The sequence below is a fragment of the Listeria welshimeri serovar 6b str. SLCC5334 genome (assembly GCF_000060285.1).
Taxonomy (GTDB): domain Bacteria; phylum Bacillota; class Bacilli; order Lactobacillales; family Listeriaceae; genus Listeria; species Listeria welshimeri.
The window spans coordinates 2,472,852-2,489,173 of sequence record NC_008555.1 but is presented as its reverse complement, the minus strand read 5'-3'; the positions used below and the strand labels follow the sequence as shown (position 1 = coordinate 2,489,173).

At 36.9% G+C, this 16,322-nt stretch carries 15 protein-coding genes; all 15 read left to right on the top strand.

Annotated elements, in window-relative coordinates; all coding sequences use genetic code 11:
- Window positions 1-21: 21 nt before the first annotated feature.
- Window positions 22-1,197, top strand: coding sequence for a S1C family serine protease (locus LWE_RS12545; RefSeq protein WP_011703184.1), 1,176 nt, complete (start codon window positions 22-24; stop codon window positions 1,195-1,197).
- A gap of 150 nt (window positions 1,198-1,347) precedes the next feature.
- On the top strand, window positions 1,348-2,058 hold the full coding sequence (locus LWE_RS12540; RefSeq protein ID WP_011703183.1) for a response regulator transcription factor: 711 nt from the start codon (window positions 1,348-1,350) through the stop codon (window positions 2,056-2,058).
- Window positions 2,058-3,833 (top strand): two-component system histidine kinase PnpS, encoded by a 1,776-nt coding sequence (pnpS, locus tag LWE_RS12535; RefSeq protein ID WP_011703182.1) that lies wholly within the window; start codon window positions 2,058-2,060, stop codon window positions 3,831-3,833. Before LWE_RS12540 ends, pnpS begins: the two co-directional genes overlap by 1 nt.
- Window positions 3,834-4,088: 255 nt before the next feature.
- Window positions 4,089-4,997: a phosphate ABC transporter substrate-binding protein gene (locus LWE_RS12530; protein ID WP_011703181.1), complete on the top strand. Its 909-nt coding sequence runs from the start codon at window positions 4,089-4,091 to the stop codon at window positions 4,995-4,997.
- Between the two features lie 94 nt (window positions 4,998-5,091).
- On the top strand, window positions 5,092-6,015 hold the full coding sequence (gene pstC, locus LWE_RS12525; RefSeq protein WP_077904753.1) for a phosphate ABC transporter permease subunit PstC: 924 nt from the start codon (window positions 5,092-5,094) through the stop codon (window positions 6,013-6,015).
- The gene (pstA, locus tag LWE_RS12520) at window positions 6,012-6,896 is read left to right on the top strand and encodes a phosphate ABC transporter permease PstA (RefSeq protein WP_011703180.1); all 885 of its coding nucleotides are present in this window, start codon (window positions 6,012-6,014) and stop codon (window positions 6,894-6,896) included. Before pstC ends, pstA begins: the two co-directional genes overlap by 4 nt.
- Window positions 6,897-6,922: 26 nt before the next feature.
- The gene (pstB, locus tag LWE_RS12515; RefSeq protein ID WP_041176378.1) at window positions 6,923-7,738 is read left to right on the top strand and encodes a phosphate ABC transporter ATP-binding protein PstB; all 816 of its coding nucleotides are present in this window, start codon (window positions 6,923-6,925) and stop codon (window positions 7,736-7,738) included.
- 13 nt (window positions 7,739-7,751) lie between these two features.
- A complete protein-coding gene (gene pstB, locus LWE_RS12510; RefSeq protein WP_011703178.1) occupies window positions 7,752-8,531 on the top strand; it encodes a phosphate ABC transporter ATP-binding protein PstB in 780 nt (259 codons plus the stop codon).
- A gap of 12 nt (window positions 8,532-8,543) precedes the next feature.
- Complete coding sequence (gene phoU, locus LWE_RS12505) at window positions 8,544-9,203, top strand: phosphate signaling complex protein PhoU (RefSeq protein WP_011703177.1); 660 nt, start codon at window positions 8,544-8,546, stop codon at window positions 9,201-9,203.
- A gap of 146 nt (window positions 9,204-9,349) precedes the next feature.
- Window positions 9,350-9,655, top strand: a complete 306-nt coding sequence (locus LWE_RS12500) for an ArsR/SmtB family transcription factor (RefSeq protein ID WP_011703176.1) — start codon at window positions 9,350-9,352, stop codon at window positions 9,653-9,655.
- 106 nt (window positions 9,656-9,761) lie between these two features.
- Window positions 9,762-10,148 carry a hypothetical protein gene (locus LWE_RS12495; RefSeq protein ID WP_011703175.1) on the top strand — a complete coding sequence of 129 codons (387 nt, stop codon included), beginning with the start codon at window positions 9,762-9,764 and terminating at the stop codon, window positions 10,146-10,148.
- Window positions 10,149-10,169: 21 nt separating this feature from the next.
- Window positions 10,170-10,817, top strand: a complete 648-nt coding sequence (locus tag LWE_RS12490) for an HD domain-containing protein (protein WP_011703174.1) — start codon at window positions 10,170-10,172, stop codon at window positions 10,815-10,817.
- Window positions 10,818-10,837: 20 nt separating this feature from the next.
- Complete coding sequence (locus LWE_RS12485; protein ID WP_011703173.1) at window positions 10,838-11,077, top strand: CsbA family protein; 240 nt, start codon at window positions 10,838-10,840, stop codon at window positions 11,075-11,077.
- Between the two features lie 251 nt (window positions 11,078-11,328).
- The gene (gene uvrB / locus LWE_RS12480) at window positions 11,329-13,305 is read left to right on the top strand and encodes an excinuclease ABC subunit UvrB (RefSeq protein ID WP_003722621.1); all 1,977 of its coding nucleotides are present in this window, start codon (window positions 11,329-11,331) and stop codon (window positions 13,303-13,305) included.
- Window positions 13,306-13,312: 7 nt separating this feature from the next.
- Complete coding sequence (gene uvrA / locus LWE_RS12475) at window positions 13,313-16,183, top strand: excinuclease ABC subunit UvrA (RefSeq protein WP_011703172.1); 2,871 nt, start codon at window positions 13,313-13,315, stop codon at window positions 16,181-16,183.
- The last annotated feature ends 139 nt before the right edge of the window (window positions 16,184-16,322 follow it).

The following is a 16,322-nucleotide window of genomic DNA, read 5'->3' as shown; positions in this document are numbered from 1 at the left end:
TAAGAAAGCTGGTGTAGAAAAATGGATGTTTTTGTGGAAATACTTAAAGGAATAGGGAGACTACTTCTACAACCAGCATTTTATGTAGGAATTATTTTAGTGATAATTGCTGGTTTTAACAGAGTCAAATGGGAACGGAAGTCATTTAGTATTCGTGTTTACTCGCCGTGGCTTGAACTCAAAAATTTCTTTGGGATAGGTTTGTTATTCGGGCTAGGGATTTCAGTTGTTACAGCGATGATTGGATTTAGTGTGACACTTGAATGGGTGGCAATTTTTAATACGATTGCGTGTTTTTTATTGATTGTAGGAATGTTTCGACTTAGTTCCACTGCTTTTACAATTGGATTAACGAGTCTCACGTTTTATTTCTGCTATTATTTTGATATAAATTTAGCTCCATTTACGAATGTGACATTTAATTATGATGCCATTTTTATTGATAATTTTATGATTTCAATGACATTTTTACTCTCATTATTACTTTTTGTGGAAGCTTTTCTCATTCAATATACAAGTGCGAAAAATCCGTCTCCTTCTCTACGAAAAAGTAACCGAGGTAAATTGGTTGGTTCATTCCAATTAAGAAAATTATGGTTTGTCCCACTAGTTGTTTTTATACCAGGAGAAGTGTTTATTAAAATTTTTGAATGGTGGCCTGTATTTACTATTGGTGCGCATTCTTATTCGGTCATTATTTTACCACTATTTATTGGATTCCAGCAGCAAGTGCAAACACAACTTCCAGAAGAGGCGAGCCGGAAAATTTCCGTACAAGTTACCACGCTTGCAACAATTATCGCGGTAGCTGGGTTACTAGGTATGGTTATGCCAATCCTAACATTATTTGCTTTCATGTTTGCTGTTATTGGGCGCTTTTGGATTTCGTATCGTCATTATCGCACCGAAAAAACATTACCGAAAAAATTCGGCCTGCAACCAGATGGGCTTGTTATCCTTGGTGCGCGTGAAGCAACTCCTTCTACACGTTTGAATCTGAAAATCGGGGAAAAAATCACGGAAGTTAACAATCAACCAGTTCATACACGCGAAGAACTCTACGAAGCACTTAACTTGAACCGAGCTTTCTGTAAAGTTAAAGTAATTGATAATGCTGGTGAACCGCGCTTTGAGCAAACGGCGCTTTATGAAAATGAATCATTTGAGCTTGGTTTATTATTAGTCGAACCAAGATAATTTTATGGCACCAGTGTTGTTTGAAAGCAGCATTGGTGTTTTAAGTTTTTGTAAAGATAAGATTAATATAAATGCATTTCTACCCGAAAATGGTTAATTCATGCTATATTTTAGATAAAAGGGTTACATAATGAAGGGATGGGAAGTACGTTGGTAAAAATTCTTGTAGTTGATGATGAGGCTTCTATTGTTACTTTACTGCAATTTAATATTGAAAAAGCAGGGTTCGATGTAGTGACAGCTGAGGATGGTAAAACGGGATATGAACTTGCACTATCCGAAAAACCAGATTTAATTGTACTAGATTTAATGCTTCCTGAAATGGACGGAATTGAAGTAACAAAAAAACTGCGTCAAGATAAAGTAAATGTTCCAATCCTAATGTTAACAGCTAAAGATGAAGAACTAGATAAAATTATTGGTTTAGAGCTAGGAGCAGATGACTATATGACAAAACCATTTAGCCCTAGAGAAGTTGTTGCTAGAATTAAAGCGATTTTGAGACGGACAGAAGGAAAAGCGGAATCTATCGAAGAAAAAACAGAAGATATGGAAGCGACCATTTTAATTGGTGATTTGAAAATATTACCGGACAGTTATGAAGTATATTTACAGGATGATTTATTAGACTTAACACCGAAAGAATTTGAGCTGTTATTATTTTTAGCTAATCATCGTGGTAAAGTTTTTTCTAGAGACCAATTGCTGGATACAGTTTGGAATTATGATTATGTTGGTGAAACAAGAATAGTCGATGTTCATGTGAGCCATTTACGCGATAAAATTGAGCTAGATACTAAACAACCAAAATATATTAAAACTATTCGAGGTTTTGGTTATAAAATGGAGAATGTGAAATAATGAAGAAATTATGGCTGAAAATCGGGTTATCCTTTTTTATCTTATTTTTTGTTGTGATGGTTATCGTTGGGATTTTCTCTGGAGAATTAATGAAATCAACTTATTTAAATATGAAAGAAAACCAACTAGAAGATGACGCAAAAATTTTACTGCAAACAACTAATATTGAGCATTTAAATTTGGACAAAGATGCAGCAACAATTCAAAAAACACTTGATCCGCTCGGTGATGAAATTGATGCACGTATTACCGTAATTGATAGTGAAGGCGATGTTGTAGCAGATACTAAAAAAAATCCGGATAATCTAAATAATCATATGAACCGACCAGAAGTAGCTGATATTCTTGAAAATGGGAAAAGTGTCGGTATTTCTATTCGTGAAAGTGATTCACTTGGTTACAGTATGTTATATGTGGCGGTTCCCGTTAAGCATCAAGGGAAAACAGATGGTGTTTTAAGAATTTCCATTTCACTTGAGTCAGTTGAAGCAGCTGTAGTCAAACTTTGGGGGCATTTAGCCTTGGTTTTCGGTATTGCATTAGTTATTATTGCAGCTATTAGTGTTTTCATTGCAAGGAAAATTACTAGACCAGTAAATGAGATTATTGAAGTTTCTACTGATTTAGCCAACCATAAATATGACAGTCGGATTCACGGTAAAGTAAGCGGTGAGCTTAAAGATCTTTCTATTAGTGTGAACATGTTAGCGGAAAGCCTTGAAAAGCAAATGTTTGAAATTAAGCAAAATGAACAACGACTGAATGCTATTGTCCAAAACTTAGTTAGCGGGGTCATGCTCATCAATGTCGATAAGCAAGTGATCATGACTAATCGGACGATGTATCAAATTTTAGGAGAAAGCGAAATTACTGGAAAGCCGTTTTATGAAGTGATTAAAAGCTTTGCGCTTAGCCAATTAATCGAAACAACTTTTGAAACAAAAACAATGCAACAAAAAGAAATTATTCTTTACTTCCCTCGTGAAATGATTTTAGATGCAAGTGTGTCGCCTATTTTAGCTGAAGATGGGGAAATTACAGGTATTATTTTACTTTTACATGATATAACGCAAATTCGCCACCTGGAAAATGTGCGTTCTGAATTTGTAACAAACGTATCGCACGAATTAAAAACACCAGTGACTGCTCTAAAAGGGTTTGCAGAAACATTGCTCGATGGCGCTATGTACGACGAAATACTACTCAAAAAATTCTTAACCATCATTAAAGAAGAAAGTGATCGTTTGCATCGTTTAATCATGGATATTCTCGCTCTTTCTAGAATTGAACAAAACCCAGTGACAGAAAATATTGAGCTAGTAGATGTAGATGAAGTCATTGAACAATCTGCACGAACAATTTTTGAAATGGCAACGGGGAAAAATATTCATGTATCTGTTCCGGAAAAAAACATAACCCCTGTTATTATTGAAACAGATCGCGATAAACTACAACAGATTTTAATTAACTTACTTTCTAACGCCATAAACTACACTCCTTTAGATGGAAAAGTAGAAGTGAAATTAATCGAACACGAAGCAGAAGTTATAATAGAAGTAACAGACAACGGAATTGGAATCCCTGCTAAAGATATTGATCGTGTGTTTGAACGGTTCTACCGAGTGGACAAAGCACGTAGTAGGCATTCTGGCGGCACCGGCCTTGGACTTTCCATCGTCAAACATCTAGTTGAAAACTGTGGTGGACGAATCGAAGTGGAAAGTCAAGAAGAAGTTGGCTCGACTTTCCGAGTAACTTTACCAAAAAAAGCCTAATAAATATCCTGTAGGAATGAATGTAATCTTTCCTACAGGATATTTTTATTTTATTTACGAAAGGAATAAATTTGGTGCAATAATTTACTGTTTTGCCTTCTGTTTGAAAGATATTCATAAAAAAGTTTACATTTTCTACAAAAAAAGAGGTAATTTACAATTACTTAACATTAGCTACACACCACCTTAAATCTCAGACGTTATAGTAATACTTGTAAGGAATAACAATTAAAAAAACAAGGTGGGAATAAGATAATGAAAAAGAAGTATTTGGGAATAGTAGCAATGTTAGCAGCAGTAATGCTTGTCTTCGCAGCATGTGGAAGTGACAGCAGTTCAGCAGATAAAGCAAACGGATCAACCAAAGGGGATAAAGAAGTTTCTGGCTCATTAACAGCAGTAGGTTCTACAGCACTTCAACCACTCGTTGAAGCAGCTTCCAAAGAATTTACAAACACGAACCCTAAAGCACAAATTAATGTGCAAGGTGGCGGTTCTGGAACTGGTTTAACACAAGTACAACAAGGTGCAGTAGAAATTGGTAACTCGGATGTATTCGCTGAAGAAAAAGATGGCGTTGATGCTTCGAAACTAGTTGACCATCGTGTAGCAGTTGTCGGAATGGCACCAGTAGTAAATAAAGATGTAGGCGTTAAAAATATTACAAAACAACAATTAATTGATATCTTCACTGGTAAAACAACTAACTGGAAAGATGTTGGCGGTAAAGACGAAAAAATCACCATCATCAACCGTGCAGAAGGAAGTGGAACACGCGCCACTTTTGAAAAATGGGGACTAGATGGTAAAACACCAGTTAAAGCACAAGAACAAGATTCCTCTGGTACAGTTCGTAAAATCGTAAGCGAAACTCCAGGAGCAATTAGTTACTTAGCATTCTCTTACATTGATGCCTCTGTAGTTGGCCTTTCATTAGACGGCGTAGAACCAACAGAAGAAAAAGTAGCAACAAACGATTGGAAAATCTGGTCTTATGAGCACATGTATACAAATGGCGAACCAAAAGGTCTAACAAAAACTTTCTTAAAATATATGACTTCTGATGAAGTACAAAATAATATCGTACCACAACTTGGTTACCAATCAATCAAATCCATGAAAGTGGACCGCGATGCATCTGGTAAACTAACTGACGTAAAATAAAAAAGAATGAAATGGGCGTCTATCCTAGTAATATCAGGATAGACGTATACCCATGTTAGGAGTAAACATGGGAGGAGAAAGGAGCTTACGTGACTTGGAAGCGATAAAAGAAAAGAAGCTTACACAAACTTCTAAAAAGGCGCATCTAGAAACTAGAGGCAAAATTATTACATTCATCTGTATTTCAATCATGGTCATTGCCGCAGCGTCTATTTTGTTTTTTGTTATATCGAAAGGTATAGCTACATTTACTGTTAATAAAGTATCTTTTGTTGATTTTATAACTGGGACTGACTGGAATCCTTCACAAAAAGACGCAAGTGGTAATCCGTTGGTTGGAGCTTTGCCAATGATTATTGGTTCATTTGCAGTAACACTTTTTGCTGCTTGTATTGCAGGTCCACTTGCTATTGGAGCAGCAATCTTTATGGTGGAAATTTCGCCTAAGTTTGGGAAGAAAGTTTTACAACCAGTTATGGAACTATTAGTTGGTATTCCATCTGTTGTTTATGGATTCATTGGACTAAGCGTTGTTGTTCCATTTATTCGCGACCATATTTCGGGAAGTGGATTTGGTATTGCAGCCGCGACAGTTGTTTTAACAGTAATGATTTTGCCGACTGTTACTTCACTCAGTGTGGATGCGATAAAATCTGTTCCACGTCATTACCGAGAAGCTTCTTTGGCGCTTGGAGCAACACGTTTCCAGACGATTTGGAAAGTTGTACTACGTAGTTCGCGTTCAGGTATTTTAACAGCGATTGTTTTCGGAATGGCACGTGCATTCGGTGAAGCTCTTGCTGTACAAATGGTTATCGGGAACTCTGCTGTTATTCCAACATCATTATTTGAGCCAGCCTCTACATTAACGAGTATTTTAACAATGGGCATGGGAAATACAGTTATGGGTACACTTGATAATAATATCCTGTGGTCACTAGCAATGGTGCTACTAGCAATGTCACTATTCTTCATCATTGTGATCCGTTTCATCGGACGTAGGAGGAAAGTCAAATGAATGTAAAAACAAAAGATAAAATCGCGACAGGTGTTTTCTATGCCATTGCTGTATTTATTGTCATTATCTTAGCCGGATTATTAGGCTATATTTTAGTAAAAGGTGTTCCGCAACTTAGCTGGAAGTTTTTGACGACCCCACCACAGTCGTTCCAAGCTGGTGGCGGAATCGGTCCAGAAATCTGGAATTCATTTTATATGCTGGTTATTACAATGATTATTTCTGTCCCTATCTCGCTCGGTGCGGGAATTTATATGGCAGAATATGCACGTAAAAATTGGATTACAGATTTAATTCGAACAACGATTGAAGTGCTTTCCTCACTTCCATCTATTGTTGTAGGACTATTTGGTTTCCTTGTTTTTGTTATTCAAATGGGGTGGAGCTTCTCCGTTATTTCCGGGGCGCTTACACTAACGATTTTCAATTTACCATTATTAATTCGGGTTGTCGAAGAGGCACTTAATGCAATTCCAAATACGCAACGTGAAGCGGGACTCGCTCTTGGTCTATCCAGATGGGAAACGATTACGCGAGTGCTTGTTCCAGCCGCACTTCCTGCCATTATTACGGGTGTTATTTTAGCAGCTGGGCGAGTATTTGGTGAAGCAGCGGCGTTAATTTTTACAGCTGGACAAAGTACGCCGATACTTGATTTTACTGACTGGAATCCGGTCAATCCAACATCACCACTTAATATTTTCCGACCAGCAGAAACACTTGCTGTTCATATTTGGAAAATTAATGGAGAAGGAATTATGCCAGATGCGCAAGCTGTTTCTGACGGGGCGTCTGCTGTATTAATTCTCTCTGTATTACTTTTCAACATTTTAGCACGCTTGCTTGGAAAAGTTGTTTATAAACGCATGACTTCATCGTAAAAAGCCAGGAAAAGGAGATTAAAATGATGTTAACAAAGAAACCTGAAATCAGTACTATTTTACAAGCAACACCAGATCCTCATTCACTTCCTGCTGCGATGGCGACAGAGGATTTGCATGTATATTACGGGGATAATCACGCCATTAAAGGTGTTGACTTAACTTTCCCTGAAAATAAAGTTACAGCGCTTATTGGACCATCTGGTTGTGGGAAATCCACTTATTTAAGAGCATTAAATCGGATGAACGATGAAATTGATGGTTGTCGTATGGAGGGTAAAATCTTATACGATGACATTAATATTAATCGTAAAGAAGTCGATTTGTACAATGTTCGTAAAGAAATCGGGATGGTATTCCAAAAACCGAATCCATTTACAAAATCTATCTTTGAAAATGTTGCTTTTGGCCTTAAACGCCATGGTATGAAGAACAAAAAAGAAATCATGGAGCGTGTCGAAAAAAGCTTGCGCCGTGCCGCTCTCTGGGACGAAGTAAAAGACGATTTAGGAAAAAGTGCGCTATCTCTTTCTGGTGGTCAGCAACAACGTCTTTGTATCGCTAGAGCAGTTGCTATGCAGCCCAAAGTGTTACTACTCGATGAACCAGCTTCTGCACTTGATCCCATTTCAACAAGTAAAATTGAAGATTTAATCAATGAACTGAAAAATAAATATACTATCATTATCGTAACGCATAATATGCAACAAGCAGCGCGGGTTTCTGACTATACTTCTTTCTTTTATTTAGGAGAAGTTGTGGAATTTTCAGGAACATCCGAACTTTTCACGAATCCACAAGAAAAACAAACCGAAGACTATATTTCTGGTAACTTCGGCTAGAAAGGAGCTTTTTATGACAACTGAAACTGTTGAAAAAGTAGAATATATCATCGAAACAAAAGATGTAGATTTATTTTATGGTTCCAAACAAGCACTACAAAAAATCGCTTTAAACATTAAAAAGAATCAAGTTACTGCATTAATTGGTCCGTCGGGTTGTGGTAAATCAACTTTCCTTAGAACGCTTAACCGGATGAATGATTTGATTCCTAATGTGAAAACGACTGGAGAAATCTATATCGGTGGCGAAAATGTACAAGACCCTAAAATAGACATGGTTAATTTACGTAAAAAAGTGGGTATGGTTTTTCAACAAGCCAATCCATTTCCGTTTTCGATTTATGATAATGTAGCGTATGGACCACGGATGCACGGTGTAAAAGATAAAAAAGTGCTAGACGAGATTGTAGAGAGAAGTTTGCGTCAAGCGGCTCTTTGGGAAGAAGTTCATGATAGACTAGATCGTTCAGCAATTGGGATGTCAGGTGGACAACAACAGCGACTTTGCATTGCCCGCGTACTTGCAGTTAAGCCGGATGTTATCTTGATGGATGAGCCAACTTCAGCACTTGATCCAATTTCAACAGCGAAAGTAGAAGATTTGATTTTAGAGTTAAAGAAAGATTATACGATTGTGATTGTAACGCATAATATGCAACAAGCATCGCGAATCTCTGATGAAACGGCCTTTTTCCTTAATGGGCACATCGTAGAATTTGCGGATACGACAAGTATTTTTACCAACCCAGCAGAAAAAGAAACAGAAGACTATATTTCAGGAAGATTTGGATAAAGGAGTGTTATTATGGTAGTCAGAAAAATTTTTACGGAACAATTAAACGACTTGCACCAACATCTAATGGAAATGGGAATGTTAGCGAATGAAGCGATTTTTAAAGCTGTAAAGTCACTTGTACACCGCGACACGGAACTTGCAAAACAAGTTGTTGCGGAAGATAAGGCAATCAATAATATGGAGCTTTCACTTGAACAACGCTCTTTTGAATTAATTGCTTTACAACAACCAGTCGGCATGGATTTAAGAAAAATCGTTACAGTGCTAAAAACAAGTTCAGATTTAGAGCGTATTGGTGACCATGCAGTAAGTATTGCCAAGACAGCTATTTTAATTGGCGAAAGTAAAGTTTTAAAGCCAATTCCCGAAATACCAGAAATGGGTGAAATTGTAAAATCAATGTTACAAGATGTGTTAAAAGCTTACCTTGCAGAAGATGAAAATGCTGCTCGCGAAATTGCCGAGCGCGATAATGAAGTCGATAAGCTTCATAAAATCGTTTATCAAAAATGTATTCATTTCATGCAAGAAGAGCCGGAGCATATTGAAGATGTATCTCAACTACTTTTAGTTTCTCAATACATCGAACGTATTGGTGATTATGTAACAAACGTTTGTGAGTGGATTGTTTATTTGAAAAGTGGCGAAATTGAAGATTTAAACAGATAAAAAAAGTCCGATTTTCCTTTTTGTAAGGTAAATCGGGCTTTTTCTTCTTTATTTTTTTCTGGAACTTACTATTAAACTTGCGGAATCATTCCTATTTAAGTATCATATGAGTATATGAACATATAAGGAAAATGGAGTGATATTCAATGGAAAACGCAAAACAACCATTAGATGAAGAAACGCTATTTAGTGTGACACAGATTTTCAAGGCGCTTTCTGATCCAACGCGTGTGCAGATTTTAAATTTGCTTCAGGACCGCGAATACTCTGTAAATGAAATTGCACGGACGCTTGCGTTTAACCAGACAACTGTTTCACATCAGCTTCGATTTTTAAAAAACTTAAGACTTGTAAAATCTAGACGTGAAGGTACGACCATCCATTATATGCAAGACGATAATCACGTATTAGAATTATTAACACAAGCTATTCGACATGTGCACCATCATTAATTGGTAACGCTCAGAAACCTTTTTTAGGAATGATGGGTGTTTTTTATCCCAAATAAACAAAGATTATGTTAAAGTAAGTAACAAATAAAAGCTTGGGGGAAGTATTTTGAAGAAATTATCACCAGTGCAAAAATTCATTGTTATCACTGGAATTATTGTGATGATTATTATTTCGATATTAGCTGTTGTTTGGAATAGCAATCTTACCGTGGTCATCGGTTTGTCCGTTGTGCAATTTATTATAATTCAATTCGTTTGTTATGTCGCAATTTATTCGCATATGAAAGTTGGAACAGCTCGTGGGGCTAAGCTATTTAGTTGGGGAGTGCTGACGACACTTTTATTTTCAGCAATCATCTTCATTTTTGCTACGGATAACTTCCGAACTTACTCAGCAGCTATGATTGCATTAATTGGTTACAGTGCAGCACTGATGATGCGTGAAATCGAAAATACCAATCCAGCTAATAAAAAACAAAAACGTGAAGAATAAAACGAAGAATGGAGGGATAATATGGGAATTCATCAATATTTCCAAAGTTTATCAGATTTAGAGAACATTTATCGTTGTCCAGGGAAATTTAAATATCAAGAACATTCGGTGGCAGAGCATTCTTATAAAGTAACTTCTATTGCCCAATTTTTCGGTGCTGTAGAAGAGGAAGCTGGGAATGAAGTAAACTGGCGTGCGCTATATGAAAAAGCATTAAACCATGATTATTCGGAGCTTTTCATTGGTGATATAAAAACACCTGTAAAATATGCAACGACGGAACTGCGCGAAATGCTTTCTGAAGTAGAAGAGAGCATGACAAAAAACTTTATTGAACGAGAAATTCCAGAAACTTATCAACCTGTCTATCGTCATTTGCTAAAAGAAGGTAAAGACAGTACATTAGAAGGGAAAATCCTCGCAATTTCTGATAAAGTAGATTTATTATATGAATCCTTTGGTGAAATCCAAAAAGGAAATCCTGAAAATATTTTTGTGGAAATATATAGTGAAGCACTTGCGACAATTTATCAGTACCGTGAAATGGCTAGTGTGAAATACTTTTTAAAAGAAATTTTACCAGACATGCTTGCTGAAAAAGGGATAGAAAAAACTGAATTACCGCAATTAACGACTGAAATTACGACAAAAGCATTGCGAGACGCATAAAAAAGAGGGGGGAAAGTAAGATGGATCAAATAATATCTGCGCTTATTTTCCCTTGTTTCCTTGTTATACTCTTTGCGCGAATCACGTACAATCGGTATGTGGCGCTATTATTGATGGTGATTTTGATTGCAGCATCTGCCAAGTTAGGCTACACAAACTCAATGTGGCTGATCATTGTGGATGCTTTTTCGATGACAATTGGGTTTATCCTTGCAACTTATATGCTACGCCGCTTAAAGAAGCGTGGTAGTGATTTTTAGCAAAGCAAATTTATAGGTAGAAAAGTGTAAAAGTGATAAAATAAAGAAAAGCGTAATCAACAGGTTGCGTTTTTTATTTTCCAACAAATACGAAAATATGTTCGGTTTTTGCTAGGCTATTTAAAATATTTATGATAAAATAGAAACATTAACGGATCTGAAAAAATCCGCTTTTTGCTTTGCTGGACTTTTCACAAGTGAAGTTTTTCAGATGCCAAAATCGGATCGATAAAGAATAGGGGGAATCCGAGTTGAAGGATAAATTTGAGTTAGTTTCTAAGTATAGCCCACAAGGAGACCAGCCTAGAGCAATAGAACAATTAGTTGCGGGATTAAAAAAAGGCTTGAAACACCAAACTTTACTTGGGGCAACCGGTACAGGAAAAACCTTCACTGTATCTAATGTAATTCAAGAAGTAAATAAACCAACACTTGTTATGGCTCATAATAAAACGCTAGCAGGTCAACTTTATAGTGAATTTAAAGAATTTTTTCCAAATAATGCTGTAGAATATTTTGTTAGTTACTATGATTATTACCAACCAGAAGCTTACGTTCCACAAAGCGACACATATATTGAAAAAGATGCAAGTATCAATGATGAAATCGATAAGCTTCGTCACTCAGCTACAGCTGCACTTTTCGAACGCCGTGACGTCATTATTATAGCAAGTGTATCTTGTATTTACGGTTTAGGTTCGCCGATTGAATACGGGGAGATGCTTGTTTCACTTCGAGTTGGCATGGAAATTAGTCGCGATCAGCTATTGCGTAAGTTAGTAGATATTCAATACGATCGAAATGATATAGATTTTCAACGTGGACGCTTCCGAGTTCGCGGAGATGTTGTGGAAATTTTCCCAGCATCAAGAGATGAACACTGTATGCGAATTGAATTTTTTGGGGATGAAATTGAACGAATTAGAGAAGTAGATGCACTTACTGGAGAAATAATCGGTGAAAGAGAACATGTTTCCATTTTCCCAGCATCTCACTTTGTTACCAGACCAGACATTATGAAAAAAGCAATTGTAAATATAAAAGCAGAATTAGAAGATCGCCTCAAAGTCTTGCGTGCAGACAATAAATTACTCGAAGCGCAACGACTTGAACAGCGAACGAATTATGATTTAGAAATGATGGAAGAAATGGGTTATTGTTCTGGTATTGAAAACTATTCCAGGCATTTATCTCTGCGACCAGCAGGAGTGACTCCATATACTTTACTAGATTATTTCCCAGATGATTTCCAAATGGTAATTGATGAATCGCACGTAACAATGCCGCAAATTCGCGGAATGTTCAACGGAGACCAAGCCAGAAAACAAATGCTTGTTGATCATGGTTTTAGATTGCCGAGTGCTTTAGATAACCGTCCACTTCGGTTAGAAGAATTTGAAAAACATATCAATCAAATAATGTTCATATCTGCTACACCAGGCCCATACGAATTAGAAAAAAATCCAGATGTTATTGAACAAATCATTCGACCAACCGGACTGTTAGACCCGATTGTAGAAATCCGCCCAATCCAAGGACAAATAGATGACTTAATGGATGAAATTAATGATCGAGTTGAAAAAAACGAACGTGTCTTAATTACTACGTTAACGAAAAAAATGTCCGAGGATTTAACCAATTATCTCAAAGAAGCAGGTGTCAAAGTTCAATATTTACATTCTGAAGTAAAAACATTAGAACGTATTGAAATTATTCGCGACCTTCGACTTGGAGTGTATGATGTTATTGTTGGAATTAATCTACTTCGTGAAGGAATCGATTTACCAGAAGTTTCTTTGGTAGCGATTTTAGATGCTGATAAAGAAGGATTCCTTCGTTCAGAACGTTCTCTTATCCAAACAATGGGTCGTGCTGCACGTAACGAAAACGGTCGGGTAATTATGTACGCTGATAAAATGACGGATTCGATGCGTAATTCTATTGGTGAAACAGAACGTCGTCGCAAAATCCAAATCGAATATAATGAAAAACATGGTATTACACCAAAAACAATCAAAAAAGAAATTCGTGGTATTATTGCAGCAACTTCTGCCGCAGATGAAAGAGAAGCAGTGAAGCAACATGATTTAAGTAAGATGTCTAAGAAAGAACGCGATGTATTCATTGAAGGAATGGAACATGAAATGAAAGAAGCAGCTAAAGCACTTGATTTCGAACGTGCTGCGGAACTTCGCGATGCTTTACTTGAAATAAAAGCGGAAGGATGAAGCGAAATTGGATAAAGAAAAAATAGTAATTCAGGGTGCAAGAGCCCATAACTTAAAAAACATTGATGTAGAGATACCAAGAGATAAATTAGTAGTTATGACGGGACTTTCCGGTTCAGGTAAATCTTCGCTTGCGTTTGATACGATTTATGCGGAAGGCCAAAGACGTTATGTAGAATCTTTGTCTGCTTATGCACGCCAATTTTTAGGACAAATGGATAAGCCAGATGTTGATTTAATTGAAGGCTTAAGTCCAGCTATTTCGATTGATCAAAAAACAACGAGTCGTAATCCGCGCTCTACAGTCGGAACAGTGACAGAAATTCATGATTATTTACGATTACTTTATGCTCGAGTGGGACATCCGGTTTGTCCTAATCATGGAATCGAAATCACTTCACAAACAATTGAACAAATGGTTGATCGTGTCCTAGAATTTCCAGAAAAAACACGTCTTCAAATTATGGCGCCAATCGTTTCTGGCAAAAAAGGAACACATAAGAAAACCATCGAGGAAATCAAAAAAGAAGGTTACGTCCGAATTCGTGTTGATGGAGAAATTTATGATATTAATGACGAAATCGAAATAGAAAAAAACAAAAAGCATTCCATTGAAATTATTATTGACCGTATTGTGATTAAAGAAGGCATTAATACTCGTTTATATGACTCCATTGAAGCGGCACTTCGGTTAGCAGACGGTTATGCAGTTGTCGATATTATGGGAGATAAAGAACTGCTATTTAGTGAGCATTATGCATGTCCTTATTGTGGTTTTTCAGTTGGTGAACTAGAGCCAAGAATGTTTTCTTTCAATAGTCCATTTGGCGCTTGCCCAACATGTGATGGACTTGGAACAAAACTAGAAGTAGACGTAGATACTGTCATTCCAGACAAAAGCTTATCTTTAAATGAAGGCGCAATTATCCCATGGCGTCCAATTAGTTCCCAGTACTATCCGCAAATGTTAGCTTCTGCATGTAAAGAATTCGGAATTGATATGGATACGCCTCTTGAAAAACTGCCCAAAGAAGAATTGGACATTATTTTAAACGGATCAAAAGACAAAGAATTCTATTTCGAATATAAAAATGATTTCGGAATGACGCGTGAAACTTGGATTCCATTTGAAGGTATACTTCCAAATATCGAACGACGTTATCGTGAAACAAATTCTGACTTTACACGAGATCAAATGGCGCAATATATGACTGATTTACCTTGCCCATCTTGTAAAGGTTACCGTCTTAAAGAAGAAACACTTTCTGTTAAAGTAAACGACCACCATATTGGTCAAATCAGCGAGTTTTCTATTAATGAAGCACTTGCTTTCTTTGACGGTCTAGAACTCTCTGAAAAAGAAACGCAAATTGCTGCTCCGATTTTCAAAGAAGTTCGCGCTAGACTTGGGTTCTTAAAAAATGTTGGTCTTGACTATCTTACAATGAGTCGTGCTGCAGGGACTTTATCTGGCGGTGAAGCACAACGGATACGATTAGCTACCCAAATTGGCTCCAGATTAACAGGTGTGCTTTATATCTTAGATGAGCCTTCCATCGGACTCCATCAACGAGATAATGATCGTTTAATTAGCACGCTTCAAAGTATGCGTGATATTGGAAATACGCTTATTGTTGTAGAACATGATGAAGATACGATGATGGCCGCAGATTATCTTATTGATATCGGTCCGGGTGCTGGAGAGCATGGCGGACGAATCGTAGCAGCCGGAACCCCAGAAGAAGTTGCAAAAAACAAAAATTCTATCACGGGTGATTATCTTTCAGGAAAAAAATTCATTCCAGTTCCCGCTAAACGAAGAAAAGGCAATGGATTAGAATTAGAAATTATTGGAGCTAAAGCCAACAATCTAAAAAATGTAAATGCCAAAATCCCATTAGCAACATTTTCTTGTGTGACAGGAGTTTCTGGTTCAGGAAAAAGCTCGCTCGTGAATGAAGTTTTACGAAAAGCTTTGGCCCGAAAATTAAATAGAAACCATGTAAAACCTGGCGAACATAAAGAAATAAAAGGAATTGAAAATCTAGAAAAAATCATTAATATTGACCAATCACCAATTGGAAGAACGCCAAGATCCAATCCAGCGACTTACACGGGCGCTTTTGATGATATTCGTGACCTTTTTGCTAGTACTAACGAAGCAAAAGTTCGTGGCTACAAAAAAGGCCGCTTTAGTTTCAACGTAAAAGGCGGTCGTTGTGAAGCATGCAAAGGCGACGGAATTATCAAAATCGAAATGCATTTCTTGCCAGATGTATATGTACCTTGTGAAGTGTGTCATGGAAAACGTTATAATGGTGAAACTTTAGACATTCGTTACAAAGGTAAAAATATCGCGGAAGTGTTAGAAATGACTGTAGAAGAAGGATTAGAATATTTCACTAACCAACCAAGAATTGCTCGTAAATTACAAACCATTGTGGATGTTGGACTTGGCTATATTAGACTTGGGCAACCTGCTACAACACTTTCTGGAGGTGAAGCGCAGCGTGTAAAACTTGCCTCTGAACTTCATAAACGTAGCAACGGTAAATCATTCTATATTCTTGATGAGCCAACTACTGGGCTCCATGCAGATGATATTGGTCGTTTACTAAAAGTTTTACAACGACTAGTAGAAGAAAATGGCGACACAGTTCTTGTTATCGAGCATAATTTAGATGTTATCAAACAAGCGGATTACTTGATAGATTTAGGTCCAGAAGGCGGCGATGGAGGTGGCCAAATTATTGCGACCGGCACACCAGAAAAAATCGCTCGTTCAAAAAAATCCTATACAGGTAAATACTTAAAACCAATTTTAGAACGTGACAAAGAACGAACCGAAGAACGAATTACAGCAGCGAAGAAAAAATAATCACCATCCCGCTTATATCTTTATTAAGCGGGATGTTTTTATGTGCCTAAGACCAAACCACCCAAAGTCCAAACAAATAATCATCCTCTGGTTGTATGACAGAAATTATTTTTTCCTTCATAATAGAAACATAGATAAA

Coding starts and splice junctions, on each gene's coding strand:
- LWE_RS12490 (WP_011703174.1), top strand. CDS start 10,170: ATGGGAATTCATCAATATTTCCAAAGTTTATCAGATTTAGAGAACATT.
- LWE_RS12500 (WP_011703176.1), top strand. CDS start 9,350: ATGGAAAACGCAAAACAACCATTAGATGAAGAAACGCTATTTAGTGTG.
- pstB (WP_041176378.1), top strand. CDS start 6,923: ATGTTAACAAAGAAACCTGAAATCAGTACTATTTTACAAGCAACACCA.
- pstA (WP_011703180.1), top strand. CDS start 6,012: ATGAATGTAAAAACAAAAGATAAAATCGCGACAGGTGTTTTCTATGCC.
- pnpS (WP_011703182.1), top strand. CDS start 2,058: ATGAAGAAATTATGGCTGAAAATCGGGTTATCCTTTTTTATCTTATTT.
- LWE_RS12485 (WP_011703173.1), top strand. CDS start 10,838: ATGGATCAAATAATATCTGCGCTTATTTTCCCTTGTTTCCTTGTTATA.
- phoU (WP_011703177.1), top strand. CDS start 8,544: ATGGTAGTCAGAAAAATTTTTACGGAACAATTAAACGACTTGCACCAA.
- pstB (WP_011703178.1), top strand. CDS start 7,752: ATGACAACTGAAACTGTTGAAAAAGTAGAATATATCATCGAAACAAAA.
- LWE_RS12530 (WP_011703181.1), top strand. CDS start 4,089: ATGAAAAAGAAGTATTTGGGAATAGTAGCAATGTTAGCAGCAGTAATG.
- LWE_RS12545 (WP_011703184.1), top strand. CDS start 22: ATGGATGTTTTTGTGGAAATACTTAAAGGAATAGGGAGACTACTTCTA.